Origin of the sequence: Buttiauxella selenatireducens (assembly GCF_031432975.1) — a bacterium.
GTDB lineage: Bacteria > Pseudomonadota > Gammaproteobacteria > Enterobacterales > Enterobacteriaceae > Buttiauxella > Buttiauxella selenatireducens.
Window position 1 is genome coordinate 3,270,590 of sequence record NZ_CP133838.1, and the last position, 25,341, is coordinate 3,295,930.

At 50.5% G+C, this 25,341-nt stretch carries 21 protein-coding genes; 10 read left to right on the top strand and 11 right to left on the bottom strand.

Features of this window, described 5'->3' with window-relative positions:
• Positions 1-50: 50 nt before the first annotated feature.
• Positions 51-1,277, bottom strand: coding sequence for a peptidase T (gene pepT / locus RHD99_RS15130; protein WP_309874955.1), 1,227 nt, complete (start codon positions 1,275-1,277; stop codon positions 51-53).
• Between the two features lie 289 nt (positions 1,278-1,566).
• On the opposite strand from pepT, the gene potA reads away from it, so the two are divergent.
• From potA to potD, 4 genes are read left to right on the top strand one after another with little or no spacing between them, the layout of a single operon-like run.
• Positions 1,567-2,703 carry a spermidine/putrescine ABC transporter ATP-binding protein PotA gene (gene potA, locus RHD99_RS15135; protein WP_309874957.1) on the top strand — a complete coding sequence of 379 codons (1,137 nt, stop codon included), beginning with the start codon at positions 1,567-1,569 and terminating at the stop codon, positions 2,701-2,703.
• Positions 2,687-3,544, top strand: coding sequence for a spermidine/putrescine ABC transporter permease PotB (potB, locus tag RHD99_RS15140; protein WP_309874959.1), 858 nt, complete (start codon positions 2,687-2,689; stop codon positions 3,542-3,544). Before potA ends, potB begins: the two co-directional genes overlap by 17 nt.
• Positions 3,541-4,317 (top strand): spermidine/putrescine ABC transporter permease PotC, encoded by a 777-nt coding sequence (gene potC / locus RHD99_RS15145; protein WP_270139326.1) that lies wholly within the window; start codon positions 3,541-3,543, stop codon positions 4,315-4,317. The genes potB and potC overlap by 4 nt, the downstream gene beginning before the upstream one ends.
• Before the next feature lie 24 nt (positions 4,318-4,341).
• Positions 4,342-5,388, top strand: a complete 1,047-nt coding sequence (gene potD / locus RHD99_RS15150) for a spermidine/putrescine ABC transporter substrate-binding protein PotD (protein ID WP_309874962.1) — start codon at positions 4,342-4,344, stop codon at positions 5,386-5,388.
• Between the two features lie 107 nt (positions 5,389-5,495).
• Here the strand turns inward: potD and cobB are convergent, their stop codons facing one another.
• The 5 genes from cobB to lolC form a co-directional block, all read right to left on the bottom strand.
• Entirely contained in the window at positions 5,496-6,317 is an 822-nt protein-coding gene (gene cobB, locus RHD99_RS15155; RefSeq protein ID WP_183271878.1) for a Sir2 family NAD+-dependent deacetylase, read from the bottom strand.
• Positions 6,318-6,320: 3 nt separating this feature from the next.
• On the bottom strand, positions 6,321-7,232 hold the full coding sequence (gene nagK, locus RHD99_RS15160; protein ID WP_309874964.1) for an N-acetylglucosamine kinase: 912 nt from the start codon (positions 7,230-7,232) through the stop codon (positions 6,321-6,323).
• A gap of 72 nt (positions 7,233-7,304) precedes the next feature.
• Entirely contained in the window at positions 7,305-8,549 is a 1,245-nt protein-coding gene (gene lolE, locus RHD99_RS15165; RefSeq protein ID WP_183271880.1) for a lipoprotein-releasing ABC transporter permease subunit LolE, read from the bottom strand.
• Positions 8,549-9,253, bottom strand: a complete 705-nt coding sequence (gene lolD, locus RHD99_RS15170) for a lipoprotein-releasing ABC transporter ATP-binding protein LolD (RefSeq protein ID WP_309874966.1) — start codon at positions 9,251-9,253, stop codon at positions 8,549-8,551. Before lolD ends, lolE begins: the two co-directional genes overlap by 1 nt.
• Entirely contained in the window at positions 9,246-10,445 is a 1,200-nt protein-coding gene (lolC, locus tag RHD99_RS15175; RefSeq protein ID WP_309874968.1) for a lipoprotein-releasing ABC transporter permease subunit LolC, read from the bottom strand. The genes lolD and lolC overlap by 8 nt, the downstream gene beginning before the upstream one ends.
• Positions 10,446-10,742: 297 nt before the next feature.
• On the opposite strand from lolC, the gene RHD99_RS15180 reads away from it, so the two are divergent.
• The 3 genes from RHD99_RS15180 to ldtC all read left to right on the top strand — a co-directional run bounded on the left by RHD99_RS15180 (position 10,743) and on the right by ldtC (position 16,548).
• Entirely contained in the window at positions 10,743-11,816 is a 1,074-nt protein-coding gene (locus RHD99_RS15180) for an acyltransferase family protein (RefSeq protein ID WP_309874970.1), read from the top strand.
• A 150-nt stretch (positions 11,817-11,966) separates the two neighbouring features.
• Positions 11,967-15,413, top strand: coding sequence for a transcription-repair coupling factor (gene mfd / locus RHD99_RS15185; RefSeq protein ID WP_309874971.1), 3,447 nt, complete (start codon positions 11,967-11,969; stop codon positions 15,411-15,413).
• A 214-nt stretch (positions 15,414-15,627) separates the two neighbouring features.
• Entirely contained in the window at positions 15,628-16,548 is a 921-nt protein-coding gene (gene ldtC / locus RHD99_RS15190; protein WP_309879174.1) for a L,D-transpeptidase LdtC, read from the top strand.
• A 264-nt stretch (positions 16,549-16,812) separates the two neighbouring features.
• On the opposite strand, the gene bhsA is transcribed toward ldtC, so the two are convergent.
• Positions 16,813-17,070, bottom strand: coding sequence for a multiple stress resistance protein BhsA (gene bhsA / locus RHD99_RS15195; protein ID WP_183271885.1), 258 nt, complete (start codon positions 17,068-17,070; stop codon positions 16,813-16,815).
• Between the two features lie 248 nt (positions 17,071-17,318).
• Between bhsA and RHD99_RS15200 the strand changes: the two genes are divergently transcribed.
• The gene (locus RHD99_RS15200) at positions 17,319-17,951 is read left to right on the top strand and encodes a TetR/AcrR family transcriptional regulator (RefSeq protein ID WP_183271886.1); all 633 of its coding nucleotides are present in this window, start codon (positions 17,319-17,321) and stop codon (positions 17,949-17,951) included.
• A gap of 53 nt (positions 17,952-18,004) precedes the next feature.
• Here the strand turns inward: RHD99_RS15200 and RHD99_RS15205 are convergent, their stop codons facing one another.
• The gene (locus tag RHD99_RS15205) at positions 18,005-18,898 is read right to left on the bottom strand and encodes a siderophore-interacting protein (RefSeq protein WP_309874975.1); all 894 of its coding nucleotides are present in this window, start codon (positions 18,896-18,898) and stop codon (positions 18,005-18,007) included.
• 194 nt (positions 18,899-19,092) lie between these two features.
• Between RHD99_RS15205 and iutA the strand changes: the two genes are divergently transcribed.
• Both iutA and RHD99_RS15215 read left to right on the top strand, forming a co-directional pair.
• Positions 19,093-21,282, top strand: coding sequence for a ferric aerobactin receptor IutA (gene iutA, locus RHD99_RS15210; protein WP_309879176.1), 2,190 nt, complete (start codon positions 19,093-19,095; stop codon positions 21,280-21,282).
• 128 nt (positions 21,283-21,410) lie between these two features.
• The gene (locus tag RHD99_RS15215) at positions 21,411-22,439 is read left to right on the top strand and encodes a Gfo/Idh/MocA family oxidoreductase (protein WP_309874976.1); all 1,029 of its coding nucleotides are present in this window, start codon (positions 21,411-21,413) and stop codon (positions 22,437-22,439) included.
• A gap of 44 nt (positions 22,440-22,483) precedes the next feature.
• On the opposite strand, the gene RHD99_RS15220 is transcribed toward RHD99_RS15215, so the two are convergent.
• From RHD99_RS15220 to ycfP, 3 genes are all read right to left on the bottom strand, one after another.
• On the bottom strand, positions 22,484-23,020 hold the full coding sequence (locus RHD99_RS15220; RefSeq protein WP_309874978.1) for a glycine zipper 2TM domain-containing protein: 537 nt from the start codon (positions 23,018-23,020) through the stop codon (positions 22,484-22,486).
• Between the two features lie 216 nt (positions 23,021-23,236).
• Positions 23,237-24,541, bottom strand: a complete 1,305-nt coding sequence (locus tag RHD99_RS15225; RefSeq protein WP_183271890.1) for an NAD(P)/FAD-dependent oxidoreductase — start codon at positions 24,539-24,541, stop codon at positions 23,237-23,239.
• A 226-nt stretch (positions 24,542-24,767) separates the two neighbouring features.
• Positions 24,768-25,310 carry an alpha/beta hydrolase YcfP gene (gene ycfP, locus RHD99_RS15230; protein WP_309874981.1) on the bottom strand — a complete coding sequence of 181 codons (543 nt, stop codon included), beginning with the start codon at positions 25,308-25,310 and terminating at the stop codon, positions 24,768-24,770.
• Positions 25,311-25,341 lie beyond the last annotated feature (31 nt).

A 25,341-nucleotide genomic window follows, 5' to 3' on the forward strand; every position in this document is an offset into this window, starting at 1 on the left:
AAGGGGCTCCCTGCCCCTTTGTTTTCTATCACCACCAGCACCCTGGTGACTCAGCTCTGCTTTGCCGTTAACTCAGCAATACGCACAATCACCGCCACCGCTTTTTCCATCCCTTCCAGCGTCACAAACTCGTGTTTGCCGTGATAGTTATAGCCGCCGGTGAACAGATTCGGGCAAGGCAAACCTTTAAATGACAGCTGCGCGCCGTCGGTGCCGCCACGAATCGGCTTCAGGACAGGTTCGATGTCGCAATCACGCATCGCCTGTTGCGCCACTTCCACAATGTAAGGATGCTCCGCGACTTTCTCGCGCATATTGTAGTAGCTGTCGTCGATAACCAGCTCGATGTAACAATCCGGGTGCAGACCCTTGCCGACCTTCTTGGCGATATCCATCATTTTGCGTTTGCGGGCTTCAAACTGCTCGCGGTCGAAATCACGGATGATGTAGTGCATTTCTGCTTTATCGACCGAACCTTTCATGCTGTTCAGGTGGTAAAAACCTTCGTAGCCATCGGTACATTCAGGGCTTTCGTCAGCAGGCACTTCTGCATGAATGCGGGCTGCAAGTGACAACGCATTTACCATCACCCCTTTAGCAGAACCTGGGTGCACGTTGTTACCCACGATTTTGATCGTGACCGAAGCTGCGTTAAAGTTCTCGCACTCCAACTCACCCACACCACCGCCATCGACGGTGTATGCCCAACGGGCATCGAATGCGTCGACATCAAAATACTTCGCGCCTTTACCCACTTCTTCATCAGGGGTGAAAGCCACACGAATATCACCGTGCGGGATTTTTTTCTCTTTCAGCACCGCCAGCGCGGTCATGATTTCAGCCACGCCAGCTTTATCATCAGCGCCAAGCAGCGTTTTGCCATCGGTGGTGATAAGCGTATGTCCGAGCAACTGATGCAGTACCGGGAACATCACCGGCGAGAGCACTTCATCGCCAATTCCCAGCGCGATATCACCACCACGATAGTTTTCTACAATTTGCGGATTGACATTTTTACCCGTGAAATCAGGCGCGGTATCCACATGAGAGATAAAACCAATTGGCGGGACTTTTTTGTCGACGGTAGACGGGAGTGTTCCCATGACGGTGCCATGTTCGCCCAGCGTAACATTCACCAAACCCATCTCTTCCATTTGCTCTTTCAGCAAGCGCAACAACTTCCACTGCCCTTCGGTGCTGGGAACTTGCTTCACGCCAGATTTGGACTGGGTATCCAAAGAGACATAATGTAAGAAACGTTCAAGTAATTTATCCATGTCGCTACCCTCAATTTTTGTGACTTCATTATCAGTAAGCCACAAATGCAAATATTGCGTCAGGTCACTTTTAGCCTGCCTGAGATGAAAATAGTCACGAATGTAATGCAATGCGAGTGGATTTGGTGTTTGCTGCTTGGATCCTCATCACGTTCAACCCCGCCAGCAGGCATCAAGGATTGGCGATTTCAATGCTTTGCCGTAGAATGCGTGCCCTTACTTAAACGTGCAAAACCGCAAGGTGGTTAATCACAAACCCCGCATCAGCTCGCAATTTGATGCGTCATTTATGGGACAGAGTAAAAAATTGAATACACAGCTTCGTTCGCTCTCACCGCTGGTAGAACTGGCGGGTGTAGGTAAGCGCTTTGATGGCAAAAACGTAATTTCTGATTTATCTCTCACCATCAATAATGGTGAATTTCTGACACTCCTTGGCCCTTCCGGCTGCGGCAAAACAACGGTGCTGCGCATCATTGCCGGTCTGGAAAGCGCGGATTCTGGCACGATTTCACTCGATGGCCAGGATATCACGCAGGTTCCGGCCGAACACCGCCACGTTAATACCGTCTTCCAGAGCTACGCTCTGTTTCCTCATATGACCGTTTTTGAAAACGTCGCCTTCGGTTTAAGAATGCAAAAAACGCCGGATGCCGAGATTGCTCCGCGTGTGACCGAAGCGTTGAAAATGGTGCAGCTAGAGGCGTTCGCGCAACGTAAACCCCACCAGCTTTCTGGCGGACAGCAACAGCGTGTTGCGATTGCACGGGCGGTAGTGAATAAACCCCGTCTGTTACTGCTTGATGAGTCGCTTTCCGCGCTCGATTACAAATTGCGCAAGCAGATGCAGAACGAATTAAAAGCGCTCCAGCGTAAGCTCGGCATTACCTTTGTTTTTGTCACGCACGATCAGGAAGAAGCGTTAACCATGTCCGACAGGATTGTGGTGATGCGCGATGGTCGTATTGAGCAAGACGGCACACCGCGCGAAATTTACGAAGAACCCAAAAACCTGTTCGTGGCGAGTTTTATTGGTGAGATCAATATTTTTGATGCGACCGTCATCGAACGTGTCGATGAACAGCGTGTGCTGGCCAACGTCGAAGGCCGCGAATGCCATATTTATGTGACGATGCCTGTCACCGCCGGGCAACGGCTGAAAGTCCTGTTACGCCCGGAAGATCTGCGCGTCGAAGAGATCGGCGATACTCACGTTGCCGACGGCTTGATGGGCTATGTGCGGGAACGCAACTATAAAGGCATGACGCTTGAGTCAAACGTCGAACTGGAAAATGGCAAAATGGTGATGGTCAGTGAATTCTTTAACGAAGATGATCCTGATTTTGACCACTCGCTTAACCAAAAAATGGCGGTTACCTGGGTTGAAAGCTGGGAGGTCGTGTTGGCAGATGAAGAGCTCGCGTAAATTCCAGAATCTGGTGATTACCACCATCGTAGGTTGGTTGGTGTTGTTCGTGTTCCTGCCGAATCTGATGATCATCGGGACGAGCTTCCTGACGCGTGATGACGCCAATTTCGTCAGCATGGTGTTCACGCTGGAAAACTACACCCGGCTCGCCGACCCTCTGTACGCGCAGGTACTTCTGCACTCGCTAAATATGGCGTTGATTGCCACCCTCGCCTGCCTGATGTTGGGCTACCCGTTTGCCTGGTTCCTGGCTCGATTACCGGAGCGTGTGCGCCCTTTGTTGCTCTTTTTGCTGATTGTCCCCTTCTGGACCAACTCATTAATTCGTATCTATGGGTTGAAGATTTTCCTCAGCACCAAAGGGTATATGAATGAGTTTTTGCTGTGGCTTGGGGTCATTGATACGCCGATTCGTCTGATGTACACCCCAAGTGCAGTGATCATCGGCCTGGTGTATATCCTGCTGCCATTTATGGTCATGCCACTGTATTCGAGCATCGAGAAGCTTGATAAGCCTCTGCTGGAAGCAGCGCGTGATTTAGGTGCCAGCAAATTTCAGACTTTTATCCGCATTATCATTCCGCTCACCATGCCGGGAATTATTGCGGGCTGTTTGCTGGTGATGTTGCCTGCAATGGGGCTGTTTTACGTTTCCGACTTGATGGGAGGGGCGAAAAACCTGTTGATTGGTAACGTCATTAAGAGCCAGTTCCTGAATATTCGCGACTGGCCGTTTGGTGCCGCGACAAGTATTACGCTCACGTTGGTGATGGGTCTGATGCTGCTGGTTTACTGGCGTGCTGCCCGTTTGTTGAACAAGAAGGTGGAATTAGAATGATGGGTCGCCTGTTCCGCGGCGGTTTTATGACTGCCATCTACGCGTATCTGTACATTCCGATTATCATTTTGATCGTTAATTCGTTTAACAGTTCGCGTTTCGGTATTAACTGGCAAGGCTTTACGGGCAAGTGGTATAGCCTGCTGATGAACAACGACAGCCTGCTGCAAGCGGCACAACATTCATTAACCATGGCAGTGGTTTCCGCCACTGCGGCGACGCTGATTGGCTCGCTAACAGCGGTGGCGTTGTATCGCTACCGTTTCCGTGGCAAACCGTTTGTAAGCGGCATGTTATTTGTGGTGATGATGTCGCCCGATATCGTGATGGCAATTTCACTGCTGGTGCTGTTTATGCTGCTGGGTGTATCACTTGGCTTCTGGTCGCTACTGTTCTCGCATATCACTTTTTGCCTGCCATTTGTCGTCGTCACTGTCTATTCACGGCTGAAAGGGTTTGATGTGCGCATGCTTGAGGCGGCAAAAGATTTAGGTGCCAGCGAGCTGACCATTCTTCGCAAGATCCTCCTGCCACTAGCCATGCCTGCGGTTGCCGCGGGCTGGTTGTTGAGTTTTACCCTGTCGATGGATGATGTGGTGGTTTCATCGTTCGTGACAGGGCCAAGTTATGAAATTTTGCCATTGAAGATTTACTCAATGGTGAAGGTCGGTGTTTCGCCAGAGGTGAATGCACTTGCCACCATTTTGTTAGTGCTCTCGCTGGTCCTGGTGGTTGCCAGTCAGCTTATTCTTCGTGATAAAACCAAGAGCTAGGCTCTAAATTCAGGGGACGTTAAAATGACTAAATGGCCACGCCACCTGCTCGCTGCGGGCGCTCTGGCACTGGGTATGGGCGCTGCACATGCCGATGACAGTAAGACACTCTACTTCTATAACTGGACAGAGTACGTGCCGCCAGGCCTGCTTGAGCAGTTCACCAAAGAAACGGGAATCAAAGTGATTTATTCGACCTACGAGTCGAATGAAACCATGTATGCCAAGCTGAAAACCTACAAAGAAGGTGCGTACGATCTGGTTGTTCCTTCAACCTACTTTGTGGCGAAAATGCGCAAAGAAGGGATGATCCAGAAGATCGACAAAAGCAAACTGAGCAACTTCAAAAATCTCGATCCTGAGATGCTCAACAAGCCGTTCGATCCCAATAATGACTATTCCATTCCGTATATCTGGGGTGCGACAGCCATTGGCGTAAACAGCGACGCTATTGATCCAACAACCGTCACCCGTTGGGCCGATTTATGGAAACCAGAGTACAAGCAAAGCCTGTTGCTGACCGATGACGCGCGCGAAGTGTTCCAGGTCGCATTACTGAAACTGGGTTATTCCGGCAATACTACCGATCCAAAACAGATTGAAGCGGCATACCACGAGTTGCAAAAGCTGATGCCAAACGTGGCCGCGTTCAACTCGGATAACCCTGCCAACCCGTATATGGAAGGCGAAGTGAATCTCGGTATGGTGTGGAATGGTTCAGCCTATGTTGCGCGCCAGGCCGGCACTCCGCTGGAAATCGTCTGGCCGAAAGAAGGCGGGATTTTCTGGATGGATAACCTGTCTATTCCTGCAAACGCCAAAAACGTAGACGGTGCATTAAAGCTGATTAACTTCCTGCTGCGTCCCGATGTGGCAAAACAGGTAGCCGAGACGATTGGTTATCCGACGCCAAATCTCGAAGCGCGCAAGTTGCTACCAAAAGAAGTGTCTGGCGATAAATCGCTTTACCCTGATGAGGCAGTGCTTAAAAACGGGGAGTGGCAGAACGATGTCGGTGATGCCAGTGCGATTTATGAGTCTTATTATCAGAAGTTGAAGGCTGGACGGTAGTACGGTTTTTAGCTTTTTCCCCCTCACCCTAACCCTCTCCCTGAGGGAGAGGGGACTTAACCGTTCTCCCCCTCACCCTCAGGGAGAGGGTCGGGGTGAGGGTTGTTTCAAAGCCCTTTCAATAATCTGTCCACATACTCCGGCACCACTTCACTGGCTAAACCGTAAAACTTCTCTTCAAACTCGCTACCCACCTGGCTCGGTTCAAGATTCAGCTCAACGGTATGTGCGCCTTGCAATCGGGCTTCGTGGACAAAACCTGCGGCGGGATAAACATGGCCAGAAGTGCCAATGGCAATAAAGTAATCTGCCGTCGCAATCGCCTGATAAATCTCATCCATCCCCAACGGCATTTCACCAAACCACACCACGTGCGGGCGCAACGGTGCAGAAAGTTGGCAGCAGTGGCAACGATCATCAGAGGTGATATCCCCTTTCCACTCCAGCACTTGCCCACTGCGCGCACAGCGTACTTTCAGCAGTTCACCGTGCATATGGATAATATTTTTATTACCCGCGCGCTCGTGGAGATTATCAATATTTTGCGTCACCAAAAGGAAGTGATCGCCCAACTCTTCCTCAAGCCTTGCTAACGCCCGATGAGCCGCATTGGGCTGGATTTCTGCCTGCTGGAGTTGCTGACGGCGAGCATTATAAAACGCCTGAACCAGTTCTGGGTCGCGGGCAAATCCTTCTGGCGTTGCCACATCTTCAACACGATGCTCTTCCCACAAACCATCAGTCGCGCGGAAAGTCCGAATGCCTGACTCGGCGGAAATCCCTGCCCCGGTCAGGACCACAACTCTGGGTTTTTCCATCGCTTCAGGTCCAGGACTGTCGCGGAAAAAAGCGCGCTGGCGCAGACGCTGTCTCAACAAGCGTTTGTTTTTTCTGAACCGGCTTAACCGATGTTGACGACGGGTTAACATAATTTACTCCGTGAGATGGAGGAACGCCGCGCCACGCATACCGCCAGCATCCCCATGCCGCGCAGGTTCAATGCGCGGTACACGGGCAACCGGCAGCAAATGTCGAGGCAATCGCCCGGACAGCTGTTCCGTAATTGCAGAAAAGTTGGATAATCCACCACCGATCACCAGTAAGTCGGGATCGACAATGGTCAGAATATTGCCCAGACACACCGCCAGCAGATCGAGATACCGTTCAACGTGTTCGCGGGCTTGTTCATCCCCCTGCTCCCACAAGGCGATGATTTCCGGAGCTTCACGTTTCTGATGATAGAAGTGTTCGTAAAGCCATGCAAACCCTCGGCCTGAAAGATAATTCTCAATACAGCCGTGCTGTCCACAACCGCAGCGCGTCAGGGGGAAATCACGCCCGACCACCTCCAGCGCATCGACTGGCAGGCGAATATGACCAAACTCACCGGTGATATAACTGCGACCGGTAATCGGCTTACCGTTAATGACAATCCCGCCGCCCACGCCCGTTCCCAGGATCAGTCCCATGACAAGCGGATACTGACGGAACTCATCGTCCCAGGCTTCGGAGAGGGCAAAACAGTTGGCATCGTTATCGAGACGCACGTCGCGTTCAAGTAAAGCAGAGAGGTCGGCACGCAGCGGTTTGCCACTGGCGGCAGGAACATTGGCGGCGTAGAGCGTGCCGTCGTCGGTTTCCGGCATTCCCGGAATACCAATCCCCACGGAGCCCTTTACGCCAAAGCGGGTATCGGCTTCGGTCACCAGGGCGGCGACCGCGTTTAAAAATTCGTCATAGCTGTCACGCGGAGTGGGAACGCGGGTTTCCCACTGCAATTTAAGCTGTTCATCAAAGACGCCGAGCGCAATTTTGGTGCCACCAATATCAAATCCATAATACATAACGCATTCCTCTTTCTGATTTGGCGGCACATTGATTTAACAAGACAAAGTACAGCTCAAATCATGACAAAATTACTGGCCACTTAGCACCCTCGCCGGATCAATTCGGCTTGCGCGACGCGCAGGGTACCAGCTTGCCAGCAGACTCAGTAAAAGTGCTGTCACCAGCACATAAAAAACATCCAGCCAATGAAGTTCGGATGGCAGGAAATCAATAAAATAAATATCGCCGGACAGGAATTGGTGGCCGATAAGCTTTTCAATCACGCGGATGATATTGGTCAGTTGCCAGGAGGCCAGCACTCCGATAATCACACCGCTCACGCTGCCCAACAGGCCAGCTAACAGCCCATACCAGATGAAAATGGCACGAATCAAACCATCTTTTGCACCCAGGGTACGCAGGACGGCGATATCGCTGCTCTTGTCTTTCACTGCCATAACCAGCGTGGAAACGATGTTGAAACAGGCAACGCCAATCACCAGCACCATCGCCAGATACATGATGGCGCGGATCATTTGGATGTCGCGGTACATGTAACCGTAGGTGCCAATCCAGCTTTTGATGTAAACGTAAGCGTTGGTGACTTCACCAGCATCTCGCACCAACTGGTTGGCGTTAAACACATCATTCACTTTGATAGCGATGCCGGTGACGCTGTCCCCCATATCCAAATAGCTCTGCGCATCAGCCATTGGCACCATCGCGAAGCTGTGATCGAGCTGCCCGCTGAGTGCAAGAATACCCTCAACTTGCAGGCGTACGCGCTTCGGTTGCAGCAGTTTGTGATCGGCATTGCTGTTGGGGATCATGATAGAAATCCAGTCGCCCTGCTTCACTTTCAGGGCATCAGCGACCCCTTTACCAATTATGATTTGCTGCTGACCGGCCTTAAAGTTAGCCCACGCGTTATTTTGCACATACTGCGGTAACGCGCTGAGGCGAACCTCCTGTGCAGGATCGACCCCTTTTACCTGAATAGCGCGCAGATTTGGCCCACTTTCCACCAGACCGGTGAAGTTGATGTACGGCGCAGCCGCCGCAATCCCCTTCACTTTCTCAACACGTTGTAAAACACCGCTCCAGTCATGGAATGGCTGATTTACCGGTTCGATTTCGCCATGTGGTACTACCGCTAAAATGCGGTTGTTAAGCTCACGCTCGAAACCGTTCATCGCGCTCAGCCCCACAATCAGCACCGCGACACCCAATGCGATACCTAAAGTGGAGATGATTGAAATCAATGACACCATACCGCTGCGACGACGCCCGCGGCTAAAACGCAAACCAATAAGCAGTGACAGTGGCGAAGCCATTAATGGGCTCCCATCAGAGTCAGCTCATTGGTCAGGCGACCATCACGCATTTCTAACTGGCGAGACATGCGACGCGCCAATTGCAGATCGTGAGTCACCACGAGGAATGCAGTTCCCTGGCGCACGTTAAGCTCACCAAGCAGTTCGAAAATACTGTCTGCATTACGCGCATCCAGGTTACCGGTCGGTTCATCGGCCAGCACCAGACGCGGGTTATTTACCAGTGCACGTGCTATCGCCACACGCTGACGTTCACCACCGGACAGCTCTGAAGGACGGTGATTACTGCGGTGATCAAGACCGACAGCTTTCAGCATTTCCAACGCACGTTGCCTGGTTTCATCCGTGTTGTTTTTGCCGATTAACAGCGGCATCGCGACGTTTTCCATCGCGGTAAAATCTGGCAGTAAATGGTGGAACTGATAAATAAAGCCCAACTCACGGTTACGCAGTTCTGCTTTAGCTGAAGACGACATTGAGCTCATCGGCTTGTCGTTGAAAATCACATCGCCAGAGGTCGGCGTATCAAGCCCACCTAACAGGTGCAGCAGGGTACTTTTGCCTGAGCCGGAGCTGCCGACAATTGCCATTAGCTCGCCGGTATCGATGCTGAAGCTGACATCATGCAATACGTCCGTTTGCACTTTGCCTTCCTGATAGCGTTTGCACAGCTTGTCACACTGCAACAGGATTGAATTACTCATAACGTAAAGCCTCAGCGGGATGTGTCGCGGCAGCACGCCACGATGGATAAAGCGTGGATAACAACGCAACCGCCATAGCAACGACGGCAATCACGATAACTTGTAGCGGATCAATGGCAACCGGCAGCGTGGCACCATCCAGCATCGCGCCAATAATCGGCATCAAATTGTTTAACTGGCTGGCAAGTAGCGCACCAAGTAACGCACCAAGCAGTGCACCAATCACGCCAGCACTCGCCCCTTGCACCATAAACACCGCCATGATTTGGCGACGCGTAAGCCCTTGAGTCTGGAGAATGGCGACTTCGCCTTGTTTTTCCATAACCAGCAGGCCGAGAGACGTAATGATGTTAAATGCGGCAACCGCCACAATCAGGCTCAATAGCAGCCCCATCATATTTTTTTCCATGCGTACGGCCTGGAAAAGCTCCCCTTTACGTTCGCGCCAGTCTTTCCACTCGGTGCCCTGCGGTAAAGTCTGTTGACTCAGCACATCCACTTTTAGCGGTTCTGCCAGCCACAAACGCCAGCCGGTGATATTGCCCGCCGGATAGCGCATCAGGCGCGACGCATCTTGCTGGTTCACCAACATTTGATAACCGTCGACTTCGCTGTTGGCCGCAAAAGTACCAATGACCGTGAACAGCCGCTGGCTAGGCAAACGCCCCATCGGCGTAAACTGGCTGGCGGACGGCACCATCACACGGATGCTATCACCGCGTTTAATACCCAATTGCCCGGCAAGCTGCTCACCCAGAATAATGTTGTACTTCCCGGCGACCAGGTCAGTTTGCTTAACGTTGACCAAAAACGGCGAAAGCGGATCTTTTTCATCCGGCTTCACGCCCAGCATCACACCGACCGCCACGCTGCGCGCGCTTTGCAGCACAACATCACCCGTGGTGATAGGAGCAATGCGTGTGACGCCCTGGAGTTGCAGATCTTTTGCAGGAAGCGTTTCTGGATTAATGGAACCTTGAGGTGCGCTGATGATCGCCTGCGGCATCAGTCCAAGAATGTTGTTTTGCAGCTCACGTTCGAATCCGTTCATCACGGAAAGCACGGTAACCAGCGCCATTACGCCAAGCGTAATGCCGATAGTCGACAGCCAGGAAACGAAGCGACCGAAGCGGTCAGCTGCTCGCCCACGCATATAGCGCAGGCCTATAAATAACGCGACAGGTTGATACATGTATTCCGTCTTGTTGCAGTTGCGGATGCAAAGTTGGCGAGAAGTATATAAGTGATACCTTATCAAGTAAATGAAACATAACGTTTTTTTGATATTTCAGAACATGTGCAATCCAATTAAATCAATCTCATAACATCTTGTTTTCGAAGTCAAAGCTCTCGCGAATCGGTTATTTACTGACCCTGCGGAATTTCTGAAAGGCGCCGAATTCTTACAAAAACAGACAAATCAGGTAAAAAAACTGCCACCAATCTTCCACCCTGAAGGCAATACAGACCAACAGAAGATATCGCTCGTATGAATAACAAACAACTATGGATAAACCATATCAAGGGATTGTGCATCTGCCTTGTGGTTATCTATCACTCGGTGATCACTTTTTATCCGCACCTGGTGCAATCCCAAACTGGATTGCCTGAGTACATTGCCAAAAGCTGGATTTACCTGAATCTATATCTGGCGCCTTTCCGCATGCCGGTCTTTTTCTTTATTTCCGGATTTTTGATAACCCGCTATATCGACGTGGTGAAATGGCGGGACTGCATTGATAAACGTCTCTGGAATATCTTTTATGTTCTGCTGTTATGGGGCGTGTTGCAGTGGCTTGGTATTACGTTAATCAATGAGTGGCTGGCCCCCGAACTGGTGCGAAACCCGACATCCAACGCGGCCTATTCAGAAAACCTCTTACAATTTGCCACCAGCATGGCAAAAGCCAGCACCAGCCTGTGGTATCTCTACGCACTGGTGCTCTATTTTCTGGTTTTCAAAAGCCTTCGCCAGTACAAAGTTCCGGTCATCGTGATGTTACTGGCGCTGAATGTGGTTATCAGCTTTATGCCGCTGCCATGGTGGGGTATGAACAGCGTGGTGCGTAACATGTGTTATTACGGGCTGGGCGCGTGGTTTGGACCACAATTGATGAACGCGATGAAAGCATTTTCCCCTCGCCAACGACCCTTATTCTGCGTAGCCGCTGCTTTGGTTTCTACCGCGCTGTATCTGGTGAACGTCCCACTGGTGATTTCAGTACTCTCTATTTTCGTCATTATGAAGCTGTTTTATCTGCTTGATAACTGGCGAGAAAGTCGCCCAGACGCCTTCCTGAATATTGTCGGCACTAACACCATTGCGATTTACACGACCCACCGCATTGTGATTGAAGCATTAAGCTTATTCACACTTGCGCAAATCCACGCCGGACACCTCTCCGATAACCTGGTCCTCGCCATTTTGCTGGTTTACCCGTTCTTCAGCCTGGCAATATGTACCCTGCTGGGTTTAGGCTTCAGGAAACTATCGCGGGTGCTGTGTGGTGATATGTTCTTTTCACCGCCGAAAAAAAGGGTGATGGCAACGGATGCGGGTTAAGTGGCATCCGCAGGATGGTCAAATCTCAGGCTGCTTTGCGATTGGGTTGCTAATACAAAACGATCGCGGATAATAATAAGCAACTTCTTGCCGCGTCAGGGTTATATGCCCATAAAATTCGATGCAACCTGAGAGATTCTGACACCTTCTATGCCTGAAAATTATCGCTATTCCTTACCTGTTAAAGCTGGCGATCAGCGTCAGCTTGGAGAACTCACCGGTTCTGCTTGTGCAACCGAAGTGGCCGAAATCATAGAGCGCCATAATGGACCGGTGGTGTTGATTGCTCCAGATATGCAGAATGCGCTACGTCTGCATGACGAGATTACTCAGTTTACGGAAAGCCTGGTGGTGAATCTTGCCGACTGGGAAACCCTGCCCTACGACAGTTTCTCGCCGCATCAGGAAATTATCTCTTCGCGTTTATCGACATTGTATCAGTTGCCAACCATGCAGCGCGGCGTGTTGATCCTGCCGGTGAATACGTTGATGCAGCGCGTCTGCCCGCACAATTTCTTGCACGGCCATGCGTTGGTGATGAAAAAAGGCCAGCGCTTATCACGCGATAATCTCCGCAGCCAGTTAGAACAGGCCGGTTATCGCAGTGTCGATCAGGTGATGGAACACGGTGAATTTGCTACCCGTGGTGCATTGCTGGATTTATACCCGATGGGGAGCGAACAGCCCTACCGCATCGATTTCTTTGATGACGAAATCGATAGCCTGCGCGTATTTGATGTTGATACACAGCGCACGCTCGAAGAAGTTGATGCGATTAACTTGCTGCCCGCACACGAATTCCCGACCGATAAAACCGCCATCGAACTGTTCCGCAGCCAGTGGCGCGACAAGTTTGATGTGAAACGTGAGCCGGAACATATCTATCAGCAAGTGAGTAAAAATACGCTCCCTGCCGGGATTGAATACTGGCAGCCGCTGTTCTTCAGCGAGCCTTTGCCGCCGCTGTTTAGTTATTTCCCAAAAAACACCTTGCTGGTGAACACCGGCGACATCGAAAACAGTGCCGAGCGTTTCTGGCAGGATACCGTTGCCCGATTCGAAAATCGCGGCGTCGATCCGATGCGGCCATTATTGCCACCAGAAAGCCTGTGGCTGCGTGTGGACGAACTGTTCAGCGAGTTAAAGTCTTGGCCGCGCATCCAGCTCAAAACTGAATCATTAGCCGACAAAGCTGCGTTTACCAACCTGGGCTATCGCGCATTGCCGGACCTTTCCGTTCAGGCGCAGCAGAAAGCTCCACTCGATAACCTGCGTAAATTCCTTGAGTCCTTCGCGGGACCCGTGGTGTTTTCCGTAGAAAGCGAGGGTCGCCGTGAAGCGTTAGGCGAACTGTTATCACGCATCAAAGTGGCGCCAAAGCGTATCTATCGCCTTGATGAGGCCAAAGATAATGGCCGCTATTTGATGCAGGGCTCCAGCGAGCATGGTTTCATCGATACCCAGCGCAACCGCGCGTTGATTTGTGAAAGCGATCTGCTGGGTGAGCGCGTCAGCCGCCGCCGTCAGGATAGTCGTCGCACCATTAACCCAGACACCCTGATTCGCAACCTGGCCGAGCTGCATACCGGGCAACCGGTTGTGCATCTTGAACATGGTGTTGGCCGGTACGCCGGATTAACCACCCTTGAAGCCGGTGGCATTACAGGTGAATACCTGATGCTGACCTATCACGGTGACGCCAAACTCTACGTACCGGTTTCTTCACTGCATTTGATCAGCCGTTACGCGGGTGGAGCTGAAGAAAATGCCCCGCTGCATAAACTGGGCAGCGATGCATGGTCACGGGCGCGCCAGAAAGCCGCCGAGAAAGTGCGTGATGTGGCTGCGGAATTGCTGGATATTTATGCGCAGCGTGCCGCAAAACAAGGCTTTGCCTTTAAGCATGACCGCGAACAATATCAACTGTTCTGCGATGCCTTCCCGTTTGAAACCACGCCGGACCAGGCTCAGGCGATTAATGCGGTGTTGAGCGACATGTGCCAGCCGCTGGCCATGGACCGTCTGGTGTGTGGCGATGTGGGCTTTGGTAAAACTGAAGTGGCGATGCGTGCCGCCTTCCTCGCGGTGGAAAATCACAAACAAGTTGCCGTACTGGTGCCGACCACCCTGCTCGCTCAACAGCATCTGGATAACTTCCGTGACCGTTTCGCCAACTGGCCAGTGCGCATCGAAATGCTATCGCGTTTTCGTACCGCCAAAGAGCAAGCGCAAATCCTGCAAGATGCGAGTGAAGGGAAAGTCGATATTCTTATCGGCACCCATAAACTGCTGCAAAATGATGTGAAGATGAAAGACCTGGGGCTGCTGATTGTCGATGAAGAGCATCGCTTTGGTGTGCGCCATAAAGAGCGAATTAAAGCCATGCGTGCAGACGTCGATATCCTGACGCTGACTGCGACACCGATCCCACGCACGCTGAATATGGCGATGAGCGGGATGCGCGATTTGTCGATTATCGCGACGCCTCCGGCACGCCGTCTGGCGGTGAAAACTTTCGTTCGCCAGTACGATGAACTGGTTGTCCGCGAATCGATTCTGCGTGAAGTCCTGCGCGGCGGGCAGGTTTACTATCTTTATAACGATGTGGAAAATATCCAAAAAGCTGCAGACCGCCTCGCGGTATTAGTGCCAGAAGCGCGCATCACCATTGGTCACGGCCAAATGCGTGAACGTGAGCTGGAACGCGTGATGAACGACTTCCACCACCAGCGTTTCAACGTGCTGGTCTGTACCACGATTATCGAAACCGGTATCGATATTCCGACTGCGAATACGATTATCATCGAACGCGCAGATCATTTCGGCCTTGCGCAGTTGCACCAGCTACGTGGCCGCGTTGGGCGCTCGCATCACCAGGCGTATGCCTGGTTGCTGACGCCACATCCAAAAGCGATGACGACCGACGCGCAAAAACGCCTCGAGGCTATCGCTTCTCTCGAAGATTTGGGGGCAGGTTTTGCCCTGGCGACTCACGACCTGGAAATTCGTGGTGCGGGTGAGTTGCTCGGCGAAGGCCAAAGCGGTTCGATGGAAACCATCGGTTTCTCGCTGTATATGGAGTTGCTGGAAAACGCGGTCGATGCGCTTAAAGAAGGCCGTGAGCCGTCACTTGAAGATTTGACCAGCAGCCAGACCGAAGTTGAACTGCGTATGCCAGCCCTGCTGCCTGATGATTTCATTCCGGACGTCAATACGCGCCTGTCGTTCTACAAACGCATCGCCAGTGCAAAAACGGGACATGAACTCGACGAGTTAAAAGTAGAGTTGATTGACCGCTTTGGTTTACTACCCGACCCTGCGCGCAACCTGCTGGATATTGCCGCGTTGCGCCAGCAGGCGCAGAAATTAGGTGTACGTAAAATCGAAGGTAACGAAAAAGGTGGCGTGATTGAATTTGCCGAGAAGAACCATGTTAATCCAGTATGGTTGATTGGTTTACTGCAAAAACAGCCTCAGCATTACCGTCTGGATGGACCAACTCGTCTAAAATTTATTGAAGATCTCGCCGACCGCAAAGCCCGTATGGAATGGGTGCGTAACTTTATGCATCAGCTTGCACAGAACGCAGCGGCTTAATCCCTTAACAGTGCCTTAGAAATGTCTAAGGCACTAACTTTGTAACATTTACACATTCTTTCAATCCGCCAGGATTTCCCTACACGCTCTCCCGTCATAATCATCGATTAACTTTTTTATAACATACACATTTTTCATAGGGTTTATCGTGATTACCTCTCTGAGCGTTTCATCATCCCGCAAAGCTCGCGTCATTCGCTGGCTCGCGTCGATCATGCTGGTTAGCGCAACACTGGCCTCGTTTCAGGCTGTCGCCAACTCTTACCCATTGCCACCAGAAGGAAGCCGTCTGATCGGCAAGAATATTTTCCATGTCGTGGAGAATAATGGGGGTTCGCTTGAGGCGATTGCGAAAAAGTACAATGTGGGTTTCCTGGCTTTGCTTCAGGCAAATCCGGGGGTTGACCCTTATGTTCCTCGTGCGGGAAGCGTGCTGACGATCCCACGTCAAATGCTGTTGCCCGATGCCCCACGCCAGGGGCTGGTACTTAATCTCGCCGAGCTTCGTGTTTACTACTATCCGGCAGGTAAAAACAGCGTCACCGTTTACCCTATTGGAATTGGCCAACTTGGTGGCGACACCGTAACGCCAACCATGGTGACGACTATTTCAGATAAACGTGCCAACCCAACCTGGACACCCACAGCGAATATTCGTGCGCGCTACCTGGCAAATGGCATCAAACTCCCGGCCGTAGTGCCTGCCGGGCCGGATAACCCAATGGGTCACCATGCGATTCGCCTTGCCGCCTATGGTGGTGTCTACCTGTTACACGGCACCAACGCAGACTTTGGTATTGGTATGCGCGTCAGTTCTGGCTGCATTCGTCTGCGTGATGACGATATCAAGGCTCTGTATAAAGAGATGCCGGTCGGAACGCCAGTGCGCATTATTAACACCGCGATCAAGACCTCCGTTGAACCGGACGGTACTCGTTTAGTTGAGGTGCATCAGCCGCTGTCAAAAGATATTAATGACGACCCTCAAGTGCTGCCGATTGTGCTTAACGAGCAGATGAAACAATTCCAGTCCGCACCTGAAACTGACGCAACGGTAATGGAGCAAGCCATGCAGCATCGCTCAGGAATGCCAGTTGAAGTGAATGCTCATCCGGCAGTTGCAACTGAAATCTAATTTATCGAGACACAAAAAAGGCTCTGTTTTTCAACGGAGCCTTTTTTATGAAATCATTTTTACTATATACCCTAAATAATTCGAGTTGCAGGACTAAAACGCGTCGGCGTTTTAGAACAGCGCTTGCGCTGGCCCCAAAGGGGCGAGGCCACGGGCCGAGTAACGCGGCAAACTCATGCGTCCACAGGAGCTTACTTGAGTAAGTGACTGGGGTGAGTGAGTGCAGCCAACGCACATGCAGCTCGAAGTATGACGGGTAATGACTTATTTATAAATTACCGCAGTACCATGCAACGTGTTCGGACCGGTTACTGAAGTGATACGGAATGAACTTGCACCCATTTGATCCGCTTTTTCAGCCAGTTGTGCTTCCAGAGAATCAAGGTTAGTACCCGCGGTTGCCGTCACAGTACCGATTTTCTGTTGACCTGTTGGAGTGGCTTGAACTTCTACAGCGGCAAAGCTTGCAAAAGAGATTGAGCTTAATACAACGGCAGCGATGAGAGTTTTCACGTTTTTCATGTTATTTACCTTGAGCAGATGATTTGTAAGGTCGTAAAGTCATTTACTTAACGATCGATAACTAAATCATAAACGTGATCTGAGTCACACGTCAAATTAATTTAATAACGTTCATTAATTATTTTATAAAAACCCTATTTTTCATTAAGATAGGATTCATTTATTTTTACCCTAAAAGCCTCTAGCTACCGGGGGTTTTTATTTTTATAATGATCGTTCATTAAACAGACAAAGGTTAAACGGCATACATGTCATCTGATACAAGTTGCATTAAAAAAAGCCGTGGCCGTCCGAAGGTGTTTGACAGGGAAGCAGCACTCGACAAGGCCATGGCTTTGTTCTGGCAACACGGCTACGAAGCCACCTCTATGGCGCATTTGGTAGAAGCAACGGGCGCGAAAGCCCCGACGCTGTACGCCGAGTTTACGAATAAAGAGGGGCTCTTCCGGGCGGTGCTGGATCGCTATATCGCGCGCTTTACGCAAATGCGTGAGGCATGTTTATTCTGCGAAGATCGGACGCTTGAAGAAGCGCTGGAAGATTATTTATCGCTGATTGCAAAGTTATTTACGGAGAAAGACACGCCAACAGGTTGTTTTATCATCTGTACTTCATCAGTGCTGGCAGCATCTTCGGAAGATATTGCCGCCGTGATAAAAACACGCCAGTCGATGCAGGAAGAAACTTTGGTGCGTTTTCTGAGTAAGCGCCAGGAGAAAGGTGAAATCCCCTCCAGCAGCTGCGTGCGTAAGCTGGCTAAATACTTGTGCTGTATCATTCAGGGGATGTCGGTCAGCGCGCGTGAAAACGCCAGTTACGATGAGCTTTTACAGATAGTTAGCACCACGATGCGGCTGATGCCTGAACTGAAGAAAATCTAAACGGCACTGAGGCGGATAATTCAAACTCATCCGCCTTTTTCAGAGGTCCGCTTTTACTTTTGCCGCCCTTTACTCCAGTAAGCCATAAAGTTGATAGCGTCGTGGTTAACGCCACATTCACCTATCAAATAGCGCCGCAGCATTTTCACAACCGTCGATTCCCCAGCAACCCAACCATAAAACGCAGTGCTGCCAGTAGTGGCTTTATCCCACAGCAATTCGCCTTCCGCTTCTTCGTTGATCGCTTCAACAGCTCCTGCCGTTTTAGGGACTTGCGCCTCAGCTCGGACCGCTTTTAGCAAACACTCTCCGTGGCTGGCTTTAGAAGGATTACGAGGCAACCAGTGAATGCTGGCGAAGCTAAATTCGCTTAAATCAACACAATCACCCTGCTCTGGCACTTCAAAAAATGCCTGGATTTGCGGCGGATTTTGCTGCGTTGCCAGCAGTTCAAGAATACCTCGCGCCGCTGGCAGTGCGGTTTCATCGGCAATAATTAACGCCTGACGCAAGCCCGCAGGCGGCGTCCACTCATAACCGCCGCTGTCTTGCGGGTAATCCGCATTTGGGGCAACGATTTGGATTTTATCCCCAGGCTTCGACGCAATAGCCCATGCCGATGCCGGGCCTTCCGTACCGTGACTAACAAATTCAACCGTCACTTCCTGACGCTCGCGGTCAACGTGGCGCAAGGTATAGGTACGCACAACTGGCCGCTTCTCTTTGGGCAATTCTTGCAGTAACTGATACCACTGCGCCTGTTCTGGTAAGGCCGGGAGTGAACCATCTTCTGACGGGAATAACATTTTGATCCGTTGATCCGGCGAATCACATTTCATTTTGGCGACGTCGGGTCCGCCAAAAACCAGACTCAGCAGTGAAGGTGAAACCTGCGATTTATTCACTAGCTGCACATTAAACAATCGATAGCCTTGCACCCCAGACATTTCGACTCCTTTGCCATTCACGGCGTACGCTCAAAAAAGTAAACCACAGAAATAATGTGATTATTCATAAGATTAATTTGAGAAATACTATCAATTGATATTGATAATGAGAACCGTTATCGGCAAAATTCTGCTCGTTCATATTTCAAAACATTTTTAAATGTTAATTATTTCCCATCCAAGGAATGATGATGATGCATAAAAACGCGCGCTGGGTGCTTAACCCGTTGCTCCTGGCGATGATGGCTCCGGCTTTCGCGCAGCAAACATCCGAAGAAGATATTTTGGTTTCTGCAAACCGTATGCACCGCACGGTGGCAGAAATGGCACAGACCACCTGGGTTATCGAAGGCGCTGATCTTGAACAACAAATCCAGGGTGGCAAGGAGCTGAAAGATGCCCTTGCACAGCTTATCCCGGGCCTTGATGTCGGTAGCCAAAGCCGTACCAACTACGGCATGAACATGCGTGGCCGTTCGATCGTCGTATTAGTGGATGGTGTACGCCTGAATTCGTCCCGAACCGATAGCCGCCAGCTAGATTCTATTGACCCGTTCAATATCGAGCATATCGAAGTCATCTCCGGCGCGACGTCCCTGTATGGCGGCGGGAGTACGGGCGGTCTGATTAACATCGTGACCAAAAAAGGCCAACCTGAAACCCAGATGGAATTTGAAACGGGTCTTAAATCAGGTTTTAACAGCAGCAAAGATCACGATGAGCGTGTTGCCGGTGCCATTTCTGGTGGTAACGACCATGCTTCCGGGCGTCTTTCGGTGGCTTATCAAAAGTTTGGCGGTTGGTATGACGGCAATGGCGACCAGACCCTGCTCGATAATACACAGACAGGTTTACAGTATTCCGACCGTCTGGATGTTATGGGAACGGGTACGTTAAACATTGATGAAACCCAGCAGCTTCAGTTGGTTACGCAGTATTACAAAAGCCAGGGTGATGATGATTACGGTCTGAATTTGGGGCAGAATTTTTCTGCGGTGACGGGCAACGGCAAAGCGTATGTCAGTGATGAGCTTAATTCAGACCGCATTCCTGGCACCGAGCGCCATCTCATTAGCCTGCAATATTCCAACAGCGATTTCCTCGGTCAGGAGTTGGTTGGGCAGATTTATTATCGTGATGAATCCCTGACGTTCTATCCGTTCCCTACCCTGACGCGTAATAAGGTCACCAGTTTCTCTGCATCTCAGCAGGATACCGATCAGTACGGTGCGAAACTGGCACTGACCAGCCAACCGCTCGACGGCTGGCAGATTACTTATGGTGTGGACGCCGATCACGAGAGCTTTACGTCGAACCAGATGTTCTTTGATTTGGCGAAAGCAAATGCCTCGGGTGGCCTGAATAACCAAAGTATTTATACCACCGGTCGCTACCCCGGTTACACCATCACTAACCTCGCCCCGTTCTTGCAAACCAGCTATGACATCAATGACTTGTTTACTGTCAGCGGCGGCGTGCGCTACCAGTGGACTGAGAATAAAGTTGATGACTTTGTTGGGTTTACTCAGCAACAAGGCATTGCGAACGGTATCGCAAATTCTGCCGATGCCATTCCTGGCGGTAGCACCGATTATGACAACGCGTTGTTCAATGCTGGCGTGCTGATGCACATCACCGAGCGCCAACAAACGTGGTTCAACTTCTCGCAAGGTGTTGAGCTACCAGACCCAGGCAAGTACTACGGCAACGGTACTTACCGTCTGGTTAACGGCCATTACCAACTCCTTAATAGCGTTAACGTTGGGCAGTCTAAACTCCAGGGGATCAAGGTCGATTCTTACGAGTTAGGCTGGCGTTATACCGGTGATAGCCTGCGCAGCCAGATTGCGGCGTACTACTCGTTGTCCGATAAGTCTATCGCCATCAACCGTGCAGATATGACAATCAATGTTCAGGATGATAAGCGCCGTATTTACGGGGTTGAAGGTGCGGTAGATTACTTCATTCCAGATTCAAACTGGAGCACCGGTGTTAACTTCAACGTGCTGAAATCTGAAACCAAAGTTGACGGAAAATGGCAGAAATGGGATGTGATTTACGCAAGCCCGTCGAAAGCCACCGCATACGTTGGCTGGGCACCCGATCCGTGGAGCCTGCGAGTTCAAAGCCAGCAGACGTTTGATTTGACCGATGCGAACGACAATAAGATCAATGGCTACAACACCATCGACTTTATTGGTAGCTATGCATTGCCAGTGGGCAAACTCAGCTTCAGCATCGAAAACTTGCTGGATAAAGATTACACCACCGTGTGGGGACAGCGCGCACCATTGCTGTATAGCCCAACTTACGGCAGCCCATCGCTGTATGAGTATAAAGGCCGTGGACGCACTTACGGTGTGAACTACTCGCTGCTGTTCTAAGAAAATCACGGCAGGCGGATAAAAAACCGCCTGTTTTTTACACTCAGGGACAAATCCGTGCTCGACCAATTCACAATAGTCATTTAAAACATAGGGACTCTAATTATTCACACGGTTAATAATTCACTATGTTGGCAGGCATTATAGGTTTAGGTTCGGTCATCGAAACCGCGTATCTTCCGGCGTTACGCCGCATCTCCCCTCCTGCTCTCGAACTGTATGGTTACGACGCCGACGCCACTCGACAACCAGACGGTATCAACCGTTGCGATTCTCTGGATGCGTTGCTGGCATTGCCACTTGATGTCGTGCTAATCACAACTTCCTCGCTCCATCATTTACCGGTACTTGAGCGGGTACTGCAAAGCGAGGTCCCGGCGATTGTGGTTGAAAAGCCAGTTGCTGCCACGCTTGCACAACTCGAGAAGCTCGAAACATTACTTAAAGAGCCGCACAGTGCTGCTCGCGTTCTGGCGTTAGATCACTGGATGGTTCGCACTCAAGCCTGCGATTACATTCGCAACATCAATGAAATAAGCCGGATTGAAGGTTTCTTACGTGAACCAAGCGGATTTAACGCAGCAGGGGAGCCTATCGCGCTGAACTTCGCCACCGGGGAAGCGGATACCCGCCAGTTGCGTCATCCTGACGGCGTGATTGTCGACATTGGGACTCACGTTCTCGCGATGATGCGCGAAACCGTACACCATGTCGGTGGGAATGACAGGCTAACGATTAAACTCAACTACGCCCATGATCGGCTGGGAAATGCGGTAGCACCAGGCGATGTCACGACTGCAGAAGGTGAAGCACTGCTCACCGGCACAATAAGCGATATCCCGTTTACCCTGCATCTCAATAAATATGCCGGGCCCGCTGGCGGGCAAAAGGGGATGCGCATTTATCTTCATGATGGACGAATCATCAATATCGATCGAGAAGGCGCGAATGAAGTAGTTGAGCTAATGACTGGCGTCAGCACTGAGCGCAAACTTATTGCCGGGCCGCTTTACGATCGCTGTTTGAATGATGTGGTATTTGGCGAGAACAGAGTGTTTCTGCGCACGCCTGACGAGGTCCCGGCTTATACGCAACGGCGATTAACAGAAGTGACCGCACTACTGGAGTTGCAACAGCAGCTGCGTGGTAAGCATTAAAACCAAAAAGCCCATCTTTCTGGATGGGCTTTTGGTGGTATTCGTTAGATTTTATTCAGAACTAACTGGCCGTTATTATCCAGAGGAATTTGCTCACCAGGGTCTTTATCCATGCGGATTTTACCCTGCTGATCGCCGATACGGTACGTGACATCATAACCGAGCATTTTCTCTGATTTGTCGTAAACCGTTTTGCATTTCTGCTCTGTGGTGGTGTAAGTGTCACGGTCTTGCATGTTGCCCTGAACCTGGTTACCTGCGTAACCACCGCCCAATGCTCCCACTACCGTGGCAACGTCTTTACCGCGTCCACCACCAAACTGATGGCCAATCACCCCACCGGCCACTGCACCCAGCGCTGAACCGATAATTCGGTTCTCATCCTGTACCGGGCGACGATGAGTAACCGTGACGTTCTGGCACTCCTTACGCGGCGTTTTTACTGTTTCCTTGATAGGTGTCGCTGACACGACCTGCGCATACTTCGGACCAGCCTCAAAAACGTTCATGCTGGCAACTGCCGCCACGCCCAGTGCTGCGGCCACGCCGATACCTATACCTGCTAACATTGATTTATTCACAGGACATCCTCCTGACTTTGCTATTGCTAACAATTTTGCAACCACAAGCGGGATTAGACAAATCAGACAAAGGATGAAAAGTGCGGATTCGTACGGTGAAAACAGGTGTTTGAGAGAATTCCTAAGCGTGGTAAACACATTTGTGAAATTTTATGCTGCACTGGCATAACAAAAAACCCGGCCAGAGCCGGGTTTGTCTTTCATGCTGAATGCTAATTAGTGCAGTTTTAAACGTGGACGAATCACACGGTTAATGCTGCCCACCAGCATCATCAGGCCAGTTTTAAAGTAACCGTGAAGTGCAACCTGGTGCATACGGTACAGCGAGATATAAACAAAACGCGCCATACGCCCTTCGACCATCATTGATCCGCGCATCAGGTTACCCATCAGGCTACCAACGGTGGAGAATTTAGACAGCGAGACCAGCGAACCGTGATCTTTATAGATGTAGGCTTTCAGCGGCTTATCTTTCATCTGCGCGAGAATATTGTCCAGCACCAGCGATGCCATCTGGTGCGCAGCTTGCGCACGTGGTGGTACAAAACCACCTTCAGGACGCGCACATGAAGCGCAATCACCAATCGCGTAGATATCAGGATCGCGCGTGGTTTGCAGCGTTGGCTCAGTCACCAGTTGATTGATACGGTTAGTTTCAAGTCCACCAATATCTTTCATGAAATCTGGCGCTTTAATCCCTGCCGCCCAAACCATCAGGTCTGCAGCAATGTATTCACCGTCTTTGGTATTCAGGCCACCCGCATCAGCAGAAGTCACCATAGTTTGGGTAAGAACACGCACGCCCAATTTAGTTAACTCGCTGTGCGCCGCAGCAGAAATACGCGGTGGCAATGCAGGTAAAATACGTTCGCCCGCCTCAACCAACGTGACGTTCAACGCTTCATTAGTCAGACCTTTGTAGCCATAACTGTGCAGCTGTTTCACTGCGTTGTGCAACTCAGCTGACAGCTCAACACCCGTCGCCCCGCCGCCTACGATCGCGATGTTAACTTTGCCGCTGGCACCCAGGTTTGCAGAATACTTAAGGAATAGATTCAGCATTTCAGAATGGAATCGACGCGCCTGATGCGGGTTATCCAGGAAGATACAATTGTCTTTAACGCCTGGGGTATTGAAGTCGTTGGAGGTACTGCCCAGCGCCATCACCAGTGTGTCATAAGGAATTTTACGTTCAGGGACCAGCAGCTCGCCTTTATCATCACGCAGTTCTGCAAGTGTCAGGGTTTTGCTTTCACGGTTAATATCGACCACTGAACCTAACTGGAACTGGAAGTGATGATTACGTGCGTGCGCCAGGTAGCTCAGTGCATCCACACCTTCATCCAGCGAGCCGGTTGCCACTTCGTGCAACAGCGGTTTCCATAAATGGCTATGGTTACGGTCGATAAGCGTAACTTTTGCTTTTTTACCACGGCCCAGTTTTTTACCTAACTGAGTAGCCAGTTCAAGTCCGCCAGCACCACCACCGACAATGACAATTTTTCTTAATGGTGTAGTCAAAGTGACCCCCTTAAAATATTAACCAATTGTTAATTAAAGGTTATGTAAATAGCATTTAATTAACAACAAGTTAGCGAAACAAACTCACTAATATGACCAAAGAATAACATGGATGGTGTATTGGTCATACCAAAATTGATGTGCATCAAATTTTTATGCCGAAAAGATAAACAAAAAGGGCCAGCACATGGCTGACCCTTTGGTTTTTGGAACTTAATACGCCTGTTTAACCCAGCGTTTTGAACGCTTTTATCCGCTGCAAGTGCGGTGAGATATTTTTGAATTTATGGGTCTGTTCCTGATCCCACACAATCTCATAGTAATGATGTAACAATTCTGCGGCACGCACATTATCCAGCGACTCATCATTTCGGGACAAAATCGCCAGGCAACGATCGCGATTTTTCTCGCGGAAATTTTGCACACACTTGGTCGCAATATCGGTGTATTCCTCAGGACGATCGATCTTCCCTTCCATGTTCTCTTGTGGGAACAAATTCGGGTTAAAGATGACCTGACGAATATCACACAAGAAACCGATACGCTCAGCCCAGAAGCCCCCAAGCCCGACACCGCAAATCAGTGGTCGTTCATCGGCACTCAGTTGCAGCATCTTGTCGACTTCTTTAAGTAGATGCTGCATATCGTGTTTCGGATGCAGCGTGCTGTAACTAATAAGCCGTACGTCCGGATCGATAAACTGGAGTTGCAGCACCTTTTCATGGTTACCAGGACTATTAGAGTCGAAACCGTGTAAATAGATAATCATTGCATCCTCACCACACGAATTCAGGCCGTTT